Here is an 18,227-nt window from a genome sequence, read left to right as displayed (position 1 = left end):
AAGCATGAACATGAACCACAATGACAACCGGCCGATGACCGAGGAAGAGGAAGATCGCCTGCCGGTGCTGCTGCCGGTTCTTGCCGATATCGATGCTGCCGGAAGGACGCTGTTCATCGGCAACGCGGTCGCGGCCAACGATGCCATCCTGCTTTTGCGCAACGGCATCACCTCGACGATGAATCTTGCGGTGAACATCGAGATGCCACCGCTGGCTTTGGACGACGGCTCGGTCGTCAGGCGCACGCATATCGGCCTGATCGACGGCCCGGGCAACATTGCTCATCATCTGCTCGGCGCCGTTCTGGTCCTGCACGGCATCATCAACCAGCAAAGTCCGGGCAAGGCGCATTATCCGCCTCACCGGGCCGGCAATGTGCTGGTGCATTGCCGCGGAGGCCGCAGCCGTTCCGCCGGTACCATCGCGCTCTATCTGCACCTTGCGCGGCCCGAGCACTTCCCGGCTTTCGAGGATGCGCTGCTCCACGTGCGATCGTGCCGGGGGCTCGACGAAACCCAGCCGCAGCCGGCGATGCTGAATCTCTGCCGCCAGGCAGTGGCGATATGGAACCGCTCGGCGGAAAACGGCCACGTATTGCTACGCTAGCGCTGCAACCTGTTGTGGAGTTCCCGTATCAGCCGAGCGCAGCAGCGCATCGATCAGCCGATGCACCTTCAGCGCCTCGTGGCCGCTGACCCTGGGTTGGCTGCCTGTCGCAACCGCGTCGAGAAAGTCCGTCAGCACGGCGCGGTGATGCTGATGGGAAAACGCCATCGGATCGGCCCCGGTGCCGCCACCGGCGCCTTCGTCCTGGAGATGGAATTCACTGCCATCGTGGAAGGCCGCTGACAGCTTCGTGCCCTCGAGCCGCGCCATGCCCTTGGTGCCGATGATGTCGATGGCGTCCGGGTGACCGGGATAGGCCGAGGTGGTGGCTGTCAAGGAGCCGATGGCGCCATTGTCGAAGCGCATGGCGCCGGCCACCAGATCCTCGGTCTCCATGCGATGCACGGGACTGGTCACCGCATAGGCGGTCACTTCGCTTGGTGTCCCGGCTATCGAAATCAGCAGGTCGAGCGTGTGGATGGCCTGAGTCAGCAGCACGCCGCCTCCGTCGCGCTCCCTGGTGCCCCGCCCTGGCTGGTCGTAATAGCTTTGCGGCCGCCAGTTGTTCAGGCGCACCGATGCGCTGACGAGAGCGCCCAGCCGGCCGCCGCGCACCAGTTCGGCCAGTGCCGTGCCGGTCGGCCGGAAACGATGCTGCAGCACTACGCCCAACTTCACGCCGGCTGCATCAGCCGCTGCAACCAGTGCTCCGGCACGTTCCAGGCTGGTTTCAAGTGGCTTCTCCAGCAGGATATGCTTGCCCGCCGCCGCTGCCTGCCGCACCAGTTCGAGATGCGTGTTGGGCGGTGTCAGGACGAGCACGGCATCGATGCCGTTGTCATCGAAGATCGCGGTGGGGTCGTCGCAGGTGGGCAGGCCGTAGCTGCTCGCGAAAGCCTCGCGGCGTGCCCGAGTCGGGCTGTAGGCGGCGACAATTTCGACACGGTCGGCAAGGTCGAGCAGGCTGCGGGCGTGCGGTGCCGAGGCCATGCCAAGCCCGATGACGCCGAAGCGCAGCCTGCTCACCGGGCGGCTCCGCCAGGAATGCCGAAAGTCTCGAAGCTGCGCATGATGCCGCGCAGTTCCGCCAGGCCCTTCAGCCGGCCGATGCAGGAATAGCCGGGGTTCACCTTCTTGCCGATGTCGTCGACAATGGCGTGGCCGTGGTCGGGCCGCATCGGGATCTGCCAGTCGGCGCGTCCTTCGGCCTTGCGCCGTGCTTCCTCCCGCATGAGGGCCGCCACCAGCCGCACCATGTTGGTGTCGCCTTCCAGATGTTCGGCTTCATGGAAGGATCCGTCCGCTTCCTTGGTGACATTGCGCAGATGCGCGAAATGGATGTCCGGTGCGAATTCTCCCGCCATGGCGACGAGGTCGTTGGCGGCGTTGGCGCCGTAGGAGCCGGCGCAAAGCGTCAGCCCGTTGGAGGGCGAGCGACAGGCGTCGAGCAGCTTGCGCGCATCGGCCGCCGTCGAAACCACGCGTGGCAGGCCGAAGATCGGGAAGGGCGGATCGTCGGGGTGGATCGCCATGCGCACGCCGGCCTCCTCGGCCACCGGCACGATCTCGCGCAAGAAGGCGAAGAGGTTTTCGCGGAAACCATCCGGCGTGATGTCGCGATAGACATCGAGCGCACGCCGGAAGCTGTCGCGGTCGAAGATGAATTCCCGCGCCGGCACCCAGCCGATCAGGTTCTTCTCCAGCGTTGCCAGCGTGCTTTCGCTCATGCCGGCCAGACGCTTGCGGGCTGCCTCGATGCGTTCGGCCGGATGGTCGGCCTCCGCGCCGGGGCGCTGCAGCACCAGCACGTCATAGGCGCAGAAGTCGACGGCATCGAAGCGCAATGCCGTGCCGCCATGCGGCATGGGAAAATCGAGATCGGTGCGCGTCCAGTCGGTGATCGCCATGAAATTATAGCAGACGGTGCCTATGCCGGCTTTGGCGACGGCACGGATCGACTGTTTGTAGTTGTCGATCCAGTCGCGGTAGCGGCCGGTGCGGGTCTTGATCTCCTCATGCACGACGATGCTCTCAACCACCGACCAGGTCAGGCCGGCTCGTCCGATCTCCTGCTTGCGTTTGGCGATTTCATCATCGGGCCAGGTGCGGCCATCGTTCATGTGATGCAGCGCACTGACGATGCCGGTAGCGCCGGCCTGCCTCACATGCGCGAGCGTGACGGGATCGTCGGGCCCGAACCAGCGCCAGGTCTGTTCCATCTATTCCCCCGAGACAGTTGCGATTGCAGCGCCGATGCCGGCGGCGCGGATGGTTTCGAGATGGGCGATCACCGCGCTCCGCAATTCCGTCCGTCCGGCTTGGCGCGAGGCGAAGCCGGCAAGGTCGAAGACCTGCGTCACGGTGGTGGTCGCCGATTGTGAGTCGGCGAATATCGTCGCAAGCCCAGCATCGAGCGGGTCGGAGAACTGGCCGGCATCCGGTGTGCGGCCCCGTGCCTCGCAGGCCGCGATCCACGCGGCGATGACCAGCGTCAGGTGAGGGACCGGGGCGTTCCGTCGAACCCGTTCGATCGCCGTCGCCACGATGCGCTGCGGCAGTTTCTGGCTGCCGTCATTGGCGATCTGGGCGGTGCGGTGTTGCAAGGCAGGGTTGTCGTAGCGCGCGGTCAGCCTGTCTGTATAGGTTTGCGGGTCGAGACCGGCATCGTCGGGCAAAGTAGGAATGGCCTCGGTCCAAAGGCCCTGTACGAAACGCCGGATCGCCGGGTCGCCGAAAGCGTCCGCCACTGTTTCGTGCCCGGAAAGCAGGCCGAGATAGGCGATCGCCGAATGCGAGCCGTTGAGCAGGCGAAGCTTCATGTCCTCGAAAGGGCGGACGTCCTCCACCATGGTGACCCCGAAGCGCTCCCACGCCGGCCGGCCGGCCGCAAAGCGGTCTTCGATCACCCATTGGCAAAACGGTTCGGTGCGCACCGGCCAGGCGTCCGTCATGCCGAGCCCGGTCGCAATGCGTGCGCGGTCGGCATCGGTCGTTGCCGGCACGATGCGGTCGACCATGCTGGAAGGGAAGGCGATCGATCGGTCGATATGAGCGGCAAGCCCTGCGCCACGGGCCTTTGCGAATTCAAGCAGCAGGCGGCGCAGTGTTTCGCCATTGGCCGGCAGGTTGTCGCAGGACAGCACGGTGAAGGGTGTCATCCCTGTCGCCTGACGGCGCAGGATGGCCTCGACGAGGAAGCCGTAAATGGTCTTCGGCTGATCGTGATTGGCCAGGTCCCAGACGACATCGGCATGGCTGAAGTCGAGCTCGCCTGCCGCGTTGCGCAGATAGGCCTTTTCCGTGACGGTCAGCGTGATGATGCGCACCGAGGGCAGGCAGAGCGTATCGATCAGCCTGGCCGGGTCCTCTGGTGCCACGAGCAGTGACAGGATCGAGCCCACAACGCGCAAATCCTCGCCCTGGCCGCTGCGCACGGCAAGCGTATAGAGGCAGTCCTGCGGCGCCAGTGCATCGCGTGTATCGGTGCTGCGCAGCGATGCCCCGACGATACCCCAATCGGTTTCGCCGGCGGCGAGGCAATCATCGATATAGGTCGCCTGGTGGGCGCGATGAAAGGCGCCGACGCCGAGATGCACGATGCCCGGAGCGATGGTCGAACGGTCATAGCGCGGCCGCGCCACATTTGCCGGCAGGGCGGTCAGCGACGCATCGGACAGGACCGTCACGTGGTGGCTCGCTGTTTCATGGCATCCCTCCCGAAGCTGCCGTTGTCGCCGAAAAGGCGCCTCCAGTCATCAGCAGCGTCATATCCGTTGCGTACACCGCGATTTGGACAGGTGCAATAAACTTATCATACAACATTATAGTTTTTGTATGTTGACATTACCGCATGCTGCACCTAGCCATTAAGGCGCCGAAGGAGGAGCGGCACGGTCACATGAACTCGCTTGTCGATCCAGACTTGCTGTTTCCGGCCGAGCCGTCGGTTCGCGGCATCGCTCGCGAACTCTACGGCCTCGTCAAATCCCTGCCGATCGTCAGTCCGCATGGCCATACCGATCCACGCTGGTATGCGCTCGACGAACCGTTCCCGGATCCTGCGCAACTGCTGATCGTGCCGGACCACTATGTTTTCCGCATGCTGTTCAGCCAGGGTATCAGGCTGGAAGACCTTGGTGTACCGACGCTCGATGGCGCACCGGTCGAGACCGACGGCCGCAAGATCTGGCGCCTGTTTGCCGAGAACTATTTCCTGTTCCGCGGCACGCCGACCCGGCTGTGGTTCGACTACGTGCTCACCGATCTCTTCGGCATCGCCGAGCCGTTGACCGCGACCAACGCCGACCGTCACTACGACGCCATAGCCGACTGCCTGCGGCGCGAGGAATTCCGGCCACGCGCGCTATTCGAGCGTTTCAACATCGAGGTGATCGCCACCACCGACGGCGCGCTGGACGACCTTGCCTGGCACCGTCAGATCCGCGACAGCGGCTGGTTGGGCCGCGTCGTCACCGCCTACCGGCCGGACGCCGTGGTCGACCCCGATTTCGAAGGTTTTGCCGCCAATCTCGATCGTCTCGGCGACATCAGCGGCTGCGACACCGGCAACTGGGCTGGCTACCTCGACGCGCATCGCCAGCGCCGTGCCTATTTCAAGGGCTACGGGGCCACCTCCACCGATCACGGCCATGCCACGGCCGAGACCGCCAACCTTTCGCCGGCCGCCGCGCAGGAGCTGTTCAACCGCATCCGCGCCGGCTCATCCGATGAGCGTGAGCGCCGACTGTTCCGTGCCCAGATGCTGACGGAAATGGCCAGGATGAGCCTGGACGACGGGCTGGTGCTGCAGATCCATCCGGGTTCCTGGCGCAATCATTCGCCAGCGATGCTCAGGCAGTTCGGCCGCGACAAGGGTTTCGATATCCCGACGCGCACCGACTATGTCGCGGCGCTGAAGCCGTTGCTCGACGCGGTTGGCCTCGAGCGGGACCTTTCCGTCATCGTCTTCACGCTGGACGAGACCAGCTATGCACGCGAACTGGCGCCGCTCGCCGGCGTCTATCCGGCGCTGAAGCTTGGACCGGCCTGGTGGTTCCATGACAGCCCCGAAGGCATGCGCCGCTTCCGCGAGATGATCACCGAGACCGCCGGCTTCTACAACACCGTCGGCTTCAACGACGATACCCGCGCCTTTCCATCCATACCGGCTCGCCACGACGTGGCGCGCCGAGTCGACTGCGCCTTTCTCGCCCGCCTCGTCTCGGAGCATCGCCTGAGGGAGGACGAGGCGCGCGAGCTGGCGCCGGAGCTGGCCTACAGTCTCGCGAAGAGGGCGTATCGACTTTAGCCAAACATAAGAGGGAGGAACCAATGCTGCATATCTCAAAACTGGTCGGCCTGGCACTGCTGGTGGCATCGCTGACCACCGGTACTGCCGCCTTTGCCCAGACGGTGCTGAAATCGTCGGACACGCACCCGGATGGTTATCCGACCGTCGAGGCGGTCAAATATTTCGGCGAACTGGTCAAGGAGCGTACGGCCGGCCGTTATGCCGTCGAGGTCTACCACTCCGCCCAGCTCGGCGAGGAGAAGGACACGATCGAACAGGTGCGTTCCGGCGTCATCGAGCTGAACCGCGTTTCCATGGCGCCCTTCAACGGCACGGTGAAGGAAACCATCGTTCCGGCGCTACCCTACATCTTCCGCTCGGAAGACCACATGCACAAGGTGATGGACGGCGCCCTTGGCGACCAGATCAAGGCAGCGTTCGAGCCGGCCGGCCTGGTGGCGCTGGCCTTCTACGATGCCGGTGCCCGCTCCTTCTACAACAAGAGCAAGCCGATCAATTCGGTCGCCGACATGAAGGGGCTGAAGTTCCGCGTCATCCAGTCTGACATCTTCGTCGACATGGTGGCGGCGCTGGGCGCCAACGCCACTCCGATGCCTTATGGCGAAGTCTATTCGGCGATCGAAACCGGCGTCATCGACGGCGCGGAGAACAATTTCCCGAGCTACGACACCGCCAAGCATTTCGAGGTGGCGAAGAACTTCTCCCTCGACGAGCACACCATCCTTCCGGAGGTGTTCGTGATGAACAAGGCGGCCTTCGACAAGCTGACGCCGGAAGACCAGGCGATCTTCAAACAGGCGGCGAAGGACAGTGTCGCCAAGCAGCGTGAATTGTGGGCTGCCAAGACCGCCGAGTCCCGTTCCAAGGTGGAAGCGGCAGGGGCTGCGATCACCTCTCCCGACAAGCAGGGGTTCATCGACGCCATGAAGCCCGTCTACGAAAAGCACGTTACCGATCCGGTGCTGAAGAAGCTCGTCGAAGACGTGCGGGCCGTGCAGTGACGCAGCCGACAGGCAGGCCCCGGCCTGCCTGTCGCCTCCGGGAGGCAAGACCATGTCGACAAGACTGGAAAAAACGGGCCAGACCCTGTCCTGGCTGAGCACGCTGTCGCTATGGCTGGCCGGCGCCGGCCTCGTGGTGATGACGGCCATCGTCGCCTGGCAGGTGTTCTGCCGCTACGTGCTGAACGACTCGCCGAGCTGGACCGAGCCGGGTGCTGTCATGCTGATGAGCTGGTTCATCTTTCTGGGTGCCGCCGTCGGCGTGCGCGAGAACTATCACATGGGTTTCGACGTGCTGCTTTATGTCGTGCCCAGGGGCGGCAAAGCCTGGCTGCGCATGATCTCCGATATCGTCGCCTTCGCTTTCGGCATCGGCATGGTCTGGTACGGCTCGCAGCTGGTCTTGCTGACGTGGAACACCACCCTGCCGTCGCTGCGCATATCGGGCGGCTGGGATTACGTGCCGCTGGTCGTCGGTGGCGCGCTGATCTGTCTGTTTTCGCTGGAGCGCATGGTGCTGCGGCTCGCTGGCCAGCCGATCGACGACATTCTCGACGAATTGCCGCCGGCGGAGGTCGCCGCCGAACTCGACACCGCTCAAGTGAAGGCCTGATACGATGGAAATGCTGATCCTTTTCGGTGTCTTCACCCTGTTGATGCTGATCGGCACGCCGATCGCCTTCTGTCTCGGCGTGTCTTCCCTTGCGACCGTGCTTTATATGGGCCTGCCGCCGCTGGTCGTCTTTCAGCGGCTCAACTCCGGCATGAGCGTCTTCTCGATGCTCGCCATCCCATTCTTCATCTATGCCGGCGACCTGATGGTACGTGGCGGCATCGCGCAGAGGATCATCGCCTTCGCTGCCTCGCTGGTCGGCCATATCCGCGGCGGCCTCGGCCAGGTCAACATCGTCACCGCCACGCTGTTCGGCGGCATTTCCGGCTCGGCGGTGGCGGAAGCCGCGGCCGTTGGCGGCGTCATGATCCCGCAGATGAAGGCGCGCGGCTACGGCGCCGACTATGCCGTCAACGTCACCTCGATGGCGGCGCTGATCGCGCTGCTTTTGCCGCCCTCGCACAACATGATCATCTATTCGATCTCGGCCGGCGGGAAGATCTCGATCGCCGACCTGTTCACCGCCGGCGTCATCCCAGGCCTGCTCTATGCAGCCGCACTCATGGTGACGGCCTATTTCGTCGCCCGCTCGCGCGGCTATCCGACCGAGCCGTTCCCGGGTTTTGCCAAGGTCGGCCAGTATTTCCTGATCTCGATCCCCGGCCTGCTGCTGATCGGCATCATCTTCGGCGGCGTGCGTTCGGGCATTTTCACCGCCACGGAAAGCTCCTGTATCGCCGTGCTCTACGCCCTGGCGGTCACCACCTTCGTCTACCGGCGGATGACCTGGAACGACTTCGTGCACGCCACCTTCGGCGCCGTGCGCACCACGGCGATGGTGCTTTTGATCATCGGCATGGCAGCAGCCTTTTCCTGGCTGATGGCGTTCATGCGCGTGCCGGCCTCGCTGATCGCCTGGATGAACACGATCTCAGACAACCCGATCATCATCCTGCTTTTGATCAACGTGCTGATGCTGGTGCTGGGCACCTTCATGGACATGGGACCGACCATCATCATCTGCACGCCGATCTTCCTGCCGGTGGCGGTGGCCTACGGCATCGACCCGGTTCATTTCGGCGTCATCATGATCCTCAACTTCGGTATCGGGCTGAACACGCCGCCGGTGGGGGCCGTCCAGTTCGTCGCCTGTGCGGTCGGCAAGATTTCGGTCTGGGAGGCGATGCGCTCCATATGGCCCTTCTATGCCGCTGGCCTCGTGGTATTAGGTCTCGTCACCTACATACCCGCGCTCTCGCTCTGGCTGCCGAGCGTATTCAGATAGGCGTTTGATCATGGCATCGGAAACCGTCGAAGACCTTCGTATCGAACGCAAACCCAAGCTCGCCGAGCGCGTGGTGGCGACCTTGCGCGCCCAGATCGTCGGCGGCCAGATCATGCCCGGCCAGAAACTGCCGACGGAAGGGCAGATGACGGAGACCTTCGGCGTTTCGCGCACCGTGATCCGCGAGGCCATGGCGAGCCTTTCCGCTGATGGCCTGGTGGAATCCAGGCAGGGCGCCGGCGTCTTCGTGCTCGAACATCCGACGCTGACGTTCTCGTCCTTCAGCCAGGAGATCAAGAAGGTCAGCCAGGCGATCAATGTGCTGGAAGTGCGCATGGGCATCGAGATCGAGAGCGCGGGGCTGGCAGCGATGCGCCGCAATGCCGCGCAGGAAGCCCTGATCCAGGAAGCCTTCTTCGAATTCGACCGCCTGCTGCATCTCGGCGAACCCACCGGCAAGGCCGATTTCGCCTTCCATCGCGAGATCGCTTCTGCCACCAACAATCCATTCTATGTCGAGATCCTCGACGCGCTCGGCGACCGCACCATTCCCTGCGACCGCGCTTCGCCCTGGTACTCGGTCGAAGTGCTGTCGAACGACTATCTGACTGGCCTGCAGCGTGAGCATCTTCTGATCCTGCAGGCGATATCGGCGGGCGATCCCGATGCAGCGCGGGCCGCCATGCGCGCGCACCTGATCGCTGCGCAGGACCGCTACCGCCAGCGCCTCACCACCCAGCAGGCGGAATATCTGGCCGCCGAGAAGTTACCCAAGAAGCCCTGACCGCAGAGAGAAGCATCCCGAAATGACAGTCACCAGCTATTCGTCCCGTTATGCCATCGACCCCAATGCCGCGGCGGCCATGGGCACGGACGAGTTGCGCCACAACTTCCATATCGGCGATCTCTTTCATGCCGGTGCTGTCCATCTCACTTACACCCACTACGACCGCATGGTCGTCGGTGGCGCGGTTCCGCTGGCAACACCACTCGTGCTGGAGGCGATCAAGCCGACCGGAACGAAGAATTTCCTCGACCGGCGCGAACTGATCGCCGTCAACATCGGCGGTGCCGGCACCGTGCAGGCAGGCGGTGAGACCTTCGCAGTCGGCACCCGCGACATGGTCTATGTCGGCAAGGGCACCGAGACCGTTGCCTTCGCATCGACCGATCCGCAGACCCCGGCGAAATTCTACCTGCTGAGCGCGCCAGCGCATCAGGAACTGCCTGCAAGGCTGATACGGATCGCCGATGCCCGACGGCTCGACCTCGGCAGCCAGCAGACCTCGAACGAACGCTCGATCTTCCAGTTCATCCATCCGGAGGGCGCGAAGACATGCCAGCTGGTCGTCGGCATGACGCAACTGGCGCCGGGCTCGGTGTGGAACACCATGCCATGCCATGTGCACGACCGGCGCATGGAGGCCTATCTCTATTTCGATCTCGCCGACAGCGCGCGCGTGTTCCATTTCATGGGCGAGCCCGATGAAACCCGCCACATCATCATGAAGAACGAGGAAGCGGTGCTGTCGCCGGGCTGGTCGATCCATTCCGGTGCCGGCACCTCCAACTACGCCTTCATCTGGGCGATGGCGGGCGACAATGTCGACTACACCGATGTCGACCCGGTCGATATTGGTGAGCTGCGGTGAGCGATCTTTCCGCCTTCAGCCTGCAGGGCCAGCGCATCCTGGTGACTGGCGCCAACACAGGCATCGGCCAGGGCATCGCCGTTTCGGCCGGCAAGGCTGGCGCCCACGTGCTCGGTGTCGGCCGCTCGGCCATGGACGAGACGGCGGCGCAACTGGCGTCGGTTGGTGCTTCCTTTACGCCGATCGCCTGCGACCTGTCCGATCACGAGGCCGCCGCGGCGATGCTGGCTGCGGCCTGGGCCGAACACGGGCCGATCGACGGCATCGTCAACAATGCCGGCATCATCCGCCGTGGTGATGCGATCGACTTCAGTGAACAGGACTGGGACGACGTGATGGATGTCAATCTGAAATCCCTGTTCTTCCTCACCCAGGCCTTCGCCCGCAAGGTGCTGGCGGCCAACCGAACCGGCCGCGTCGTCAACATCGCCTCGATGCTGTCTTTCCAGGGTGGCATCCGGGTTGCTTCCTACACAGCCTCCAAGCATGGCGTGCTCGGCGTCACCCGGCTGCTTGCCAACGAATGGGCGGCCAGGGGCATCAACGTCAACGCCATCGCACCCGGCTATATCGTCAGCAACAACACCGAGGTGCTGCGCAATGATCCCGACCGTAACTCCGCGATCCTCGGCCGCATCCCGGCGGGTCGCTGGGGTGAGGCCAGCGACATCGGCGACGCCGCCGTCTTCCTGCTGGCGCCGGCTTCGAAATACATGCACGGCGCAGTCGTGCCGGTGGATGGCGGCTGGCTCGCCCGTTGATCAGAAGGAGTTCGGCTTGTGACAGAGATCGAGGTCTTTTCCCGCGCGGTCGATCGTGAATGGGTTGCTACGCCGGATGGCAATCGCCGTCGCGTGCTGGTCAATACCGACGAGCTGATGATGGTCGAGTTCGGCTTCGAGAAAGGCGGCGTCGGCGCCCTGCATTCGCATGCGCACGTGCAGGCAAGCTATGTCGCCGAAGGACGCTTCGAGGTGACCATAGACGGCAGGACGGAAACACTCGGTGTAGGCGACTCCTTCATCGTGCCGTCCAACCTCGTCCATGGGGTCAAGGCGCTCGAAGCGGGCCGTCTTGTCGACAGTTTCACGCCGCACCGGGCCGATTTCATCTAGAGCAATTCCAGGAAATGTGCGTAGCGGTTTTCCGTCCGGTATTGCGTAAAAACCAAAATGCTCCAGGCCGTGTGGGACGCAGGCTCACGATGCCTTGCGGCTCGACAGCTGTTCGATCTCTTCGGCCGGAAGGTGCTTAACCTCGTCCCAGAGCCGCGATTTCGCCGAATTCAGCAACCCGCGTGGATCGAGCCGCTTCTTCCAGGCGAGGTGACGGAAATCCGGTTTCATGGAACCACCTTCCACATAAGGCACATGCGGGTTAGAGGTCGGGCAACCGTGGTCGTCATAGATCCTGGCGAGTTCGAACAGGCGCTCGTCCGTCGTGTAGCGCACCACCGGCAGATCGAAAGCCACGAGCTGGTCGTTGAGCAGGGCGAATTCGTGATGCATGAGCACCTCGTCACCCAGTATCGGCTGCAGCTCGTCGATCCTGGCGCCGTCGAGCGGCGGCCGGAACGTGACCTGCAGATTGGTGACGCTGCGATCCTGCTTCAGCACCTGCAGTGTGGTGTGGTTGTAGGAGAATTCTGAAAGCGCCGGCAGGTCCGATGCTTTCAACGCCGCATTGTCGAGTGCGAGCTCCTTGACGCCGCCATGCTGCGATATCAGGCGCAATGCCTCGTCGGCATCTGCCTCGGCGACCATGACAAGCAGCAGGTCGCGCCGGCGTGTTGCGATATCGCCGAGTTTCGTGATCGATGCGGCGATGCGCCTGTCGATCGTGGTCAGCAGCTTCAGGTCGATCTGCCGCGCTGAACCGAGCGCGATCCCCGCCTCGAAGGCGTGCCTGTAAGTGTCGAATGCGGCGATGATGTTGATCCACCGTGCGGAAGGCACCGTACCCAGCACGAGGTCGGTGATCACGCCATTCAGGCCCCAGGCATGGTGGATCGCCGAGATGTCCTTGCCGGTGAACTCGTGCTGCCTGGGCTCGTGCTCGACGGAGAGGGCCGCGATGCGCTCGATGTTCTTGCCGTCGCGCAGCATGCCATGACGGATCGAGCCGATTCCGCCCGAACCGCCGGCGATGAAGCCGCCGATCGTGGCGATCGCTTCGGTCGAGGGAAACAGCGGCAGTTCCCGGCCTTTCCCGGCCAGCGCCTCGTTGATTGAACCTATCCTGGCGCCGGCTTCCACGCGGACCGTGTCGCTTCCGATCTCGAGGATGCGGTTCAGGCTGGTCATGTCGACGATCAGCCCGCCCTGCATCGGGACGGCCTGGCCGTAATTGCCGGTGCCGCCGCCTCTCAGCACGATCGGCACGCTCCAGTCGAAGGCGGTGGCCAGACATTTCGACAGCTCTTCCATCGATTTCGGCACCGCCACCAGATCGCCGAAGCACGACGACAACTCGCGGCTGAGGATAGGGCTGTACCAGAAGAAGTCGCGCGAGCGCTTCTTCACCACCGAGGGCGTGTCGATGGTTTCGACATTGCCCAGCACCTTGGCAAAGGCTTTCCAGTCGATGTCATTCTTTCCCGAGATGGACATGTTTCTTCCCGCCGCTTTTTCAATGCGCTCGGTCCCGTTGATCTTGCTGGTCGCAGAAGCGCTCGAATTCACCGAGGAAACGCGCGAAGTTGCGAGCCGCCGTTTCCAGGAGCTGCTCTCCGATCGCCGGCGTAGCCGTAGCAGCATTGCCGCACGCGCCTGGAGCGCTGAGGTCTTCGATCGTCCAGGCGGGCCGGGCGCGGCCGGGCGAAAGGCCGATATGAGTAAAGTCGCGCTGCCAGGTCTCCGCCTGATTGGCGAAGTCGTCCGCCCGATCCATTGCTACGAGCGCCGGTTTCAGCGCCAGCATGGCGCTTGTCTCGATCAGGCCTGCATGGATGCCGAAGGTGCTTTCGCGGGCATCGCCATGCCGCTCGGCCTCGTTGAAATTGTACCAGTGGCAGGTGGCGATCCTCAGCCCGTAAGCGATCTTGAGGTCACGGGCTGCGATCTCGAGTACCGGGGTGTTGCCGCCATGGGCATTGAGCAGGACGAGCCTGCGGAAGCCGGTTTTTGCCAGGCTATGGGCGAGGTCGTCCAGGATCGCGAGCAAGGTTGCGGCCGACAGCGAAAGCGTCCCCGCAATCGTGCCGTGCTCATTGCTCTTGCCATAGGCAAAGCCGGGCAGGGCCAGGATCGACGGGCCGTCGTCCAGCTGGGCAAGGGTCCGCTCCAGCACCGCCTCGGCGAGATCGCGATCGACCGAAACCGGCAGGTGAGGCCCATGCTGCTCAATGGCGCCGACGGGCAGGACACAGATCGTGCGCGCCCGATCCAGCGCAGCAAAGCCAGGGCGCGATAGATCTGCCCAGTAGGAGGCGCGGCGTGTCATGCGGATATCCCGGGCTGAATGTTCAGAATCGTCATCTGCCGGCCTATTGGTAGGACGCGCCGGGAATGAACGGATATTTCCCGATCAGGCTCTCGTCGATCTCGACGCCGAGCCCTGGCCCTTCCGGTGCGCTGATCGTGCCGTCAACGACTTTGATCGGACTGCCGAGCTCATCCCTGAACGCGTTGATAGCCGACACGTCGGCTTCGTAGATGAAGGCGTTCGGTGCGACGGACAGGACATGGGCGGATGCCGCGGTGCTCAGCACCGACGCGCTCGTATGCGGTGCGAACTGCAGGTGCCAGGCGCCGGCGAGCGCGGCGATCTTCAGGATTTCGGTGATGCCGCCGGTCTTGCAGCAATCTGCCTGCACGAACTGGATCACCTGCTCGCTGATCAGCGCGCGCAGCTCATGGCGGGTGAAGTGGTTTTCGCCCGCGGCGAGTGGTGTCGAGGTGATGTCGCGCAGGCGCCGGTAGCCTGGCACGTTATCGGGCGTAAATGGCTCCTCCAGCCATGCCAGCCTGCCGGCTTCGCATATCTCGGCGATGCGGTGGACGTCCGCCGTGCGGTAGCGGGTACCGGCATCCGCGGCCAGCACGATGGCGTCACCGAATGCTGCGCGTACGCCGGCGACACGCTCGAGGTCCTTTTCCAGCGTGTCGCCGACACGCAGCTTCATGAAGTTGTAGCCCTGGGCGATGTAGCGCTCGATCTCCGCCGTAAGCTCCTCGACCGGCTGGAAGCCGAGGCTGATCCCGCCGGCATAGGCCGGGATCGGTCGCCGCTTGCCGCCAAGCAGCCTGTAGACCGGCTGGCCGAGGTCCTTGCCCTTGATGTCCCAGAGAGCGAGATCGACGCCTGAAAGACCAATCACGGCGGCGGCACCCGGGCCGTGTGTTGCAATGAAACGGCGATAGCTCCTGTCCCAGATCGCCTCGGTCTCATGGGCTTCCAGGCCGATGATCGAAGGACCGAGGGCGTCGTTGATGAAGGCGGCGATCGTGCTGGGCGTCTGGGCATGATGCGCCTCGCCGTAGCCGACGATGCCGTCCTGCGTCTCGATGCGGACCAGCACCATGTCGCGTTTGGCCGAACGACCGACGGCGAAGGTCGCTCCGCCCGGTGTCGGGCAGGACAGCGCGAAAGCCTGCACGTTTTTGATCTGGGACATGGTGACGCCTTTCCGGGATCAGCCCTTCACGGCACCGCCGCCGACGCCGGCAACGAGGTGCTTCTGAAGGAAGAAGAAAATTAGCAGGATGGGTGCCGCCGTCACCACGCCGCCAGCCATCAGCATGCCCCAGTCTGTGGTGTATTGGCCGATCAGCCCGGAGAGACCCAGCGGCAGCGTGCGGTTCTTTTCCGACAGGATGAAGGTGGAGGCGTAAAGGAACTCGTTCCAGGTGTGGATCATCACCCAGGTCGCCACCGCGACGATGCCCGGCCGCGCCATTGGCAGGATAACGCGCCAGAAGGCCTGCCAGCGCGTGCAGCCGTCCAGTCGCGCGGCATCCTCCAGCGAATGCGGTACCTGGGCGAAGAACCCGCGCATCAGCCAGACGCACAGCGGCAGCATGTAGCTCAGATAGACCGGGATCAGGCCGAAGAGGCTATCCAGCCAGCCGAGGAACTTCAGCTGGATGTAGAAGGGGATCAGCAGCAGCACCGGCGGGAACATCTGCCCGTAGAGCATGAACAGCGGGAGCATCACCGAGCCCTTGAAGCGGTGGCGCGCCATGGCATAGCCGGCGGTGACCGACAGCAGGACGGTGACGACGGTGACACTCAGCGTCAGGAACAGGCTGTTCAGCGCAAAGCGCCAGAACTGCGCGCCGACCAGCAGGTCGACATAGTTCTGCAAGGTGATGGTGTGCGGCACGATCGAGGGCGGCCGCGCGAAGATCTCGTCCTTTGCGCGCAACGACGTCGCGATCATCCAGTAGAAAGGAAAGATGCACCAGATGAAGGCGGCCCACAGGCCGGCATAGAGCAGCACCAGGCGCACCGGTTTGGGCGTGCGTCTTCGCTTGAGGGGAGCGCTGGAGCGGTCCCGTGCCGTCTGGCGTGCCGGAGAGGATGTCGACATCTCAGTCGGCTTCCCTGGCCTGGATGAGTTTCAGGTAGATCGTGGTGGCGATGACCAGCCCAACGAACAGCATGGTCGCGACGGCTGATGCCCTGCCGAGGTCGAAGCGCTGGAAGCCGTATTTGTAGGCCAGAGTGAACAGAATCTCGGACGAGTTGAGCGGTCCGCCCTCTGTCATCAACCAGATCGCATTGAAGTTGTTCACCGTGAGGATGAAGGTCAGCACGGCGGCGATGGCGAAGGAGACGCGGATCTGCGGCAGGATCACATGCCACAGCATCCGCCAGCCCGAAGCTCCGTCCATCGATGCGGCTTCCAGAATGGATTTGGGCACGAGTTGCAGGGCGGCCAGCAGGAGCAGCATCACGAACGGTGTCCCTTTCCAGATGCTCTCTACCGTCACGGCGTAGAGCGCTGTGGCAGTATCACCGAGCCAGGGATGGTAGTCGTTGATGACGCCCAGCCGCACGAGCATCTCGTTCACGATGCCGACGCTGGGGTCATACATCCAGCGCCATGTCAGCACGGCGACGACGCTCGGTACTACCCATGGCACCAGTATGCCGGACCGGAAGAAGCCGATGCCCGGAACGATGCGGTGCAGCAGCAACGCCAGGGCGAGGCCGAGTCCGAGTTGCGCCACGACATTCAGCACCACCCAGATCACCGTGTTGATCGAAGCGCGCACGAAATTCGGATCGGCGAAGACTCGTTCGAAATTGCGCACGCCGACGAAGGGCATATCGCCGCTGTTCAGCGTGCGCAGGGTCACGTCGTAGAAGGCCGAAGTGATGCCGGATACCACCGGATAGACCACCACCCCGATGGCAATCAGGATGGCCGGCATGACCATGAGATAAGGGTAGAGACGTGCACCTGTGCCGTTCTCGAAAATCGAGGACCAGTGCGGTTTCAGTCTCGTCGTTTCTCGCGCGCGCGTCGTCATTTATTTGGCCAGCAGGTTCTCGATTTCCGCGTTGGCTTCCGCCAGGGCCTCTGCCGCCGGCTTTCCACGTATGACGGCATCCCACATATTGCCCAACACGCCATGCATCTCGCTCCAGGAGGCAACGACGGGACGGGGGTGACCCGCGCCGGCTTGCGCCATGAAGGGCTGCATTTCCTTCGGCAGCTTGGCGATTGCTTCGGGTGTCGCTGCCGCAGCGGTCGCTGACAGGCGCTCATATTTGCCCATCAGTTCGATGCTGTGTTCGGCGGTGAGCCATTCGACCAGTTGGAACGCTGCCTTGGGCGAGGCGGTACCCTGGCGGATGGCAAGGTTGTAGCCACCGATGACTGTGGCGTCTTGTTTGCCCTTGGGCAGAGGGTGGATCGAGAAGGCCAGGTTTGGCGCGTTCTTCTTGATGGCGGAGATCGCCCAGTCGCCGCTGATCACCATTCCGGCGCGCTCCTGGATGAACGGGGCGTGGACTTCGTCCCAGTTGCCGGCCGTCAGCACCGACTCCGGCATCGCCTTGTCTTGCGTGTAGAGCCTGGCCAGGAAGTCGACCGCCGCGACCGCTTCCGGATCGGTGACATGCGACTTGCCTTTGTCGTCGATGATCTCGCCACCGGCCTGCCAGATGAAGGGATAGAGCTGGAAGGCGCCCATGCGGTTGGAGCCGAAGCTGATGCCGTAGGTGCCTTTTTCAGCGTTGGTCATCGCCACGGCCGCCGCCCGCAACTCTTCCCAGGTGGTCGGGGCCTTGTCGATGCCAGCCCGCGCCAGCATCTTGTCATTGACGATCAGGGCTGCGTTGTTGGTGTAGAGCGGCAGGGCATATTGCTTGCCCTGGTAGCGGCCGCCCGCGAGGGGACCTGGCTGGAACTGCGCCGCCAGCGGCGCGGACTGCTCGGTGATGTCCATCAGCAGTCCCGCATCGGCAAGCCCGGCCACCCAGGCGATGTCCAGCGCCATGACGTCGGGCCCGGCACCGCCGGACATGGCAACGAACAGGTTGCGCTCCATCTCCATGTGCGGAACGGCCTGCACCTCGACCTTGTTGCCGGTTTCCGCTTCGAACTTCTTGAGCTCGGCATAAAGCGGTGCATCCGGGCCGGACGCCAACGGCGCGTTCACCCAGAGCACCAGATTGTCGGCCCAACCGGGTGCCGTTCCCATCCCGGCCACGATCGCGGCGGCCATGGCGCCACTCTTCAGCACGTTCCTCATGTTTCTCCTCCACTTATGCCCGCCGCAAACCTTCTCCCAAGGCTTCACGGTGGCG

Annotated in this window: 18 protein-coding genes; 9 read left to right on the top strand and 9 right to left on the bottom strand. The window is 63.7% G+C overall.

Going from position 1 to position 18,227, the window contains the following annotated elements; translation table 11 throughout:
* Window positions 1-4 precede the first annotated feature (4 nt).
* Window positions 5-607 carry a dual specificity protein phosphatase family protein gene (locus tag ACFWYE_RS28415; RefSeq protein ID WP_379115428.1) on the top strand — a complete coding sequence of 201 codons (603 nt, stop codon included), beginning with the start codon at window positions 5-7 and terminating at the stop codon, window positions 605-607.
* Here the strand turns inward: ACFWYE_RS28415 and ACFWYE_RS28410 are convergent.
* Genes ACFWYE_RS28410 through ACFWYE_RS28400 form a run of 3 tightly spaced genes read right to left on the bottom strand, consistent with a single transcriptional unit; the run spans window position 599 to window position 4,293 of the window.
* Complete coding sequence (locus ACFWYE_RS28410) at window positions 599-1,633, bottom strand: Gfo/Idh/MocA family protein (RefSeq protein WP_379115427.1); 1,035 nt, start codon at window positions 1,631-1,633, stop codon at window positions 599-601. The genes ACFWYE_RS28415 and ACFWYE_RS28410 overlap by 9 nt on opposite strands.
* A complete protein-coding gene (gene uxuA, locus ACFWYE_RS28405; protein WP_379115426.1) occupies window positions 1,630-2,826 on the bottom strand; it encodes a mannonate dehydratase in 1,197 nt (398 codons plus the stop codon). The genes ACFWYE_RS28410 and uxuA overlap by 4 nt, the downstream gene beginning before the upstream one ends.
* Window positions 2,827-4,293 (bottom strand): mannitol dehydrogenase family protein, encoded by a 1,467-nt coding sequence (locus ACFWYE_RS28400; protein ID WP_379115425.1) that lies wholly within the window; start codon window positions 4,291-4,293, stop codon window positions 2,827-2,829.
* 212 nt (window positions 4,294-4,505) lie between these two features.
* Between ACFWYE_RS28400 and uxaC the strand changes: the two genes are divergently transcribed.
* The 8 genes from uxaC to ACFWYE_RS28360 are packed head-to-tail and all read left to right on the top strand — an operon-like array spanning window position 4,506 to window position 11,584.
* Window positions 4,506-5,915, top strand: a complete 1,410-nt coding sequence (uxaC, locus tag ACFWYE_RS28395) for a glucuronate isomerase (protein ID WP_379115424.1) — start codon at window positions 4,506-4,508, stop codon at window positions 5,913-5,915.
* 23 nt (window positions 5,916-5,938) lie between these two features.
* On the top strand, window positions 5,939-6,919 hold the full coding sequence (locus ACFWYE_RS28390) for a TRAP transporter substrate-binding protein (RefSeq protein WP_379115422.1): 981 nt from the start codon (window positions 5,939-5,941) through the stop codon (window positions 6,917-6,919).
* Window positions 6,920-6,971: 52 nt separating this feature from the next.
* On the top strand, window positions 6,972-7,532 hold the full coding sequence (locus ACFWYE_RS28385; RefSeq protein ID WP_379062544.1) for a TRAP transporter small permease: 561 nt from the start codon (window positions 6,972-6,974) through the stop codon (window positions 7,530-7,532).
* A 4-nt stretch (window positions 7,533-7,536) separates the two neighbouring features.
* Window positions 7,537-8,817, top strand: a complete 1,281-nt coding sequence (locus ACFWYE_RS28380; protein WP_379115421.1) for a TRAP transporter large permease — start codon at window positions 7,537-7,539, stop codon at window positions 8,815-8,817.
* 10 nt (window positions 8,818-8,827) lie between these two features.
* The gene (locus tag ACFWYE_RS28375) at window positions 8,828-9,601 is read left to right on the top strand and encodes a FadR/GntR family transcriptional regulator (RefSeq protein WP_379115420.1); all 774 of its coding nucleotides are present in this window, start codon (window positions 8,828-8,830) and stop codon (window positions 9,599-9,601) included.
* 22 nt (window positions 9,602-9,623) lie between these two features.
* Window positions 9,624-10,469 carry a 5-dehydro-4-deoxy-D-glucuronate isomerase gene (kduI, locus tag ACFWYE_RS28370; RefSeq protein ID WP_379115419.1) on the top strand — a complete coding sequence of 282 codons (846 nt, stop codon included), beginning with the start codon at window positions 9,624-9,626 and terminating at the stop codon, window positions 10,467-10,469.
* Complete coding sequence (gene kduD, locus ACFWYE_RS28365) at window positions 10,466-11,230, top strand: 2-dehydro-3-deoxy-D-gluconate 5-dehydrogenase KduD (RefSeq protein WP_379115418.1); 765 nt, start codon at window positions 10,466-10,468, stop codon at window positions 11,228-11,230. The genes kduI and kduD overlap by 4 nt, the downstream gene beginning before the upstream one ends.
* A gap of 18 nt (window positions 11,231-11,248) precedes the next feature.
* Complete coding sequence (locus ACFWYE_RS28360; protein ID WP_379115417.1) at window positions 11,249-11,584, top strand: cupin domain-containing protein; 336 nt, start codon at window positions 11,249-11,251, stop codon at window positions 11,582-11,584.
* Window positions 11,585-11,668: 84 nt separating this feature from the next.
* On the opposite strand, the gene ACFWYE_RS28355 is transcribed toward ACFWYE_RS28360, so the two are convergent.
* Genes ACFWYE_RS28355 through ACFWYE_RS28330 form a run of 6 tightly spaced genes read right to left on the bottom strand, consistent with a single transcriptional unit; the run spans window position 11,669 to window position 18,172 of the window.
* Entirely contained in the window at window positions 11,669-13,078 is a 1,410-nt protein-coding gene (locus tag ACFWYE_RS28355) for an FAD-binding oxidoreductase (RefSeq protein WP_379115416.1), read from the bottom strand.
* Between the two features lie 19 nt (window positions 13,079-13,097).
* Entirely contained in the window at window positions 13,098-13,910 is an 813-nt protein-coding gene (locus tag ACFWYE_RS28350) for a creatininase family protein (RefSeq protein ID WP_379115414.1), read from the bottom strand.
* A gap of 43 nt (window positions 13,911-13,953) precedes the next feature.
* Window positions 13,954-15,084, bottom strand: coding sequence for a mandelate racemase/muconate lactonizing enzyme family protein (locus tag ACFWYE_RS28345; protein ID WP_379115413.1), 1,131 nt, complete (start codon window positions 15,082-15,084; stop codon window positions 13,954-13,956).
* An 18-nt stretch (window positions 15,085-15,102) separates the two neighbouring features.
* Window positions 15,103-15,999, bottom strand: coding sequence for a carbohydrate ABC transporter permease (locus tag ACFWYE_RS28340; protein ID WP_379115412.1), 897 nt, complete (start codon window positions 15,997-15,999; stop codon window positions 15,103-15,105).
* 1 nt (window position 16,000) lies between these two features.
* Window positions 16,001-16,945, bottom strand: coding sequence for a carbohydrate ABC transporter permease (locus tag ACFWYE_RS28335; protein ID WP_379115411.1), 945 nt, complete (start codon window positions 16,943-16,945; stop codon window positions 16,001-16,003).
* Entirely contained in the window at window positions 16,946-18,172 is a 1,227-nt protein-coding gene (locus tag ACFWYE_RS28330; RefSeq protein ID WP_379115410.1) for an ABC transporter substrate-binding protein, read from the bottom strand.
* Between the last annotated feature and the right edge of the window lie 55 nt (window positions 18,173-18,227).

The organism is Mesorhizobium sp. NPDC059025 (assembly GCF_042739655.1).
In the GTDB taxonomy this organism is placed as follows: Bacteria; Pseudomonadota; Alphaproteobacteria; order Rhizobiales; family Rhizobiaceae; genus Mesorhizobium.
The sequence above is the reverse complement of the archived record's forward strand: the minus strand, read 5'-3'. Positions and strand labels throughout refer to the sequence as shown.

Bases quoted from the DNA above. Each gene is read 5' to 3' on its own strand.
- ACFWYE_RS28390 (WP_379115422.1), top strand. From the start codon at position 5,939: ATGCTGCATATCTCAAAACTGGTCGGCCTGGCACTGCTGGTGGCATCG.
- ACFWYE_RS28345 (WP_379115413.1), bottom strand. From the start codon at position 15,084: ATGTCCCAGATCAAAAACGTGCAGGCTTTCGCGCTGTCCTGCCCGACA.
- ACFWYE_RS28330 (WP_379115410.1), bottom strand. From the start codon at position 18,172: ATGAGGAACGTGCTGAAGAGTGGCGCCATGGCCGCCGCGATCGTGGCC.
- ACFWYE_RS28340 (WP_379115412.1), bottom strand. From the start codon at position 15,999: ATGTCGACATCCTCTCCGGCACGCCAGACGGCACGGGACCGCTCCAGC.
- ACFWYE_RS28335 (WP_379115411.1), bottom strand. From the start codon at position 16,945: ATGACGACGCGCGCGCGAGAAACGACGAGACTGAAACCGCACTGGTCC.
- ACFWYE_RS28415 (WP_379115428.1), top strand. From the start codon at position 5: ATGAACATGAACCACAATGACAACCGGCCGATGACCGAGGAAGAGGAA.
- uxuA (WP_379115426.1), bottom strand. From the start codon at position 2,826: ATGGAACAGACCTGGCGCTGGTTCGGGCCCGACGATCCCGTCACGCTC.
- ACFWYE_RS28355 (WP_379115416.1), bottom strand. From the start codon at position 13,078: ATGTCCATCTCGGGAAAGAATGACATCGACTGGAAAGCCTTTGCCAAG.
- ACFWYE_RS28375 (WP_379115420.1), top strand. From the start codon at position 8,828: ATGGCATCGGAAACCGTCGAAGACCTTCGTATCGAACGCAAACCCAAG.
- ACFWYE_RS28380 (WP_379115421.1), top strand. From the start codon at position 7,537: ATGGAAATGCTGATCCTTTTCGGTGTCTTCACCCTGTTGATGCTGATC.
- ACFWYE_RS28350 (WP_379115414.1), bottom strand. From the start codon at position 13,910: ATGACACGCCGCGCCTCCTACTGGGCAGATCTATCGCGCCCTGGCTTT.
- kduI (WP_379115419.1), top strand. From the start codon at position 9,624: ATGACAGTCACCAGCTATTCGTCCCGTTATGCCATCGACCCCAATGCC.
- ACFWYE_RS28385 (WP_379062544.1), top strand. From the start codon at position 6,972: ATGTCGACAAGACTGGAAAAAACGGGCCAGACCCTGTCCTGGCTGAGC.
- uxaC (WP_379115424.1), top strand. From the start codon at position 4,506: ATGAACTCGCTTGTCGATCCAGACTTGCTGTTTCCGGCCGAGCCGTCG.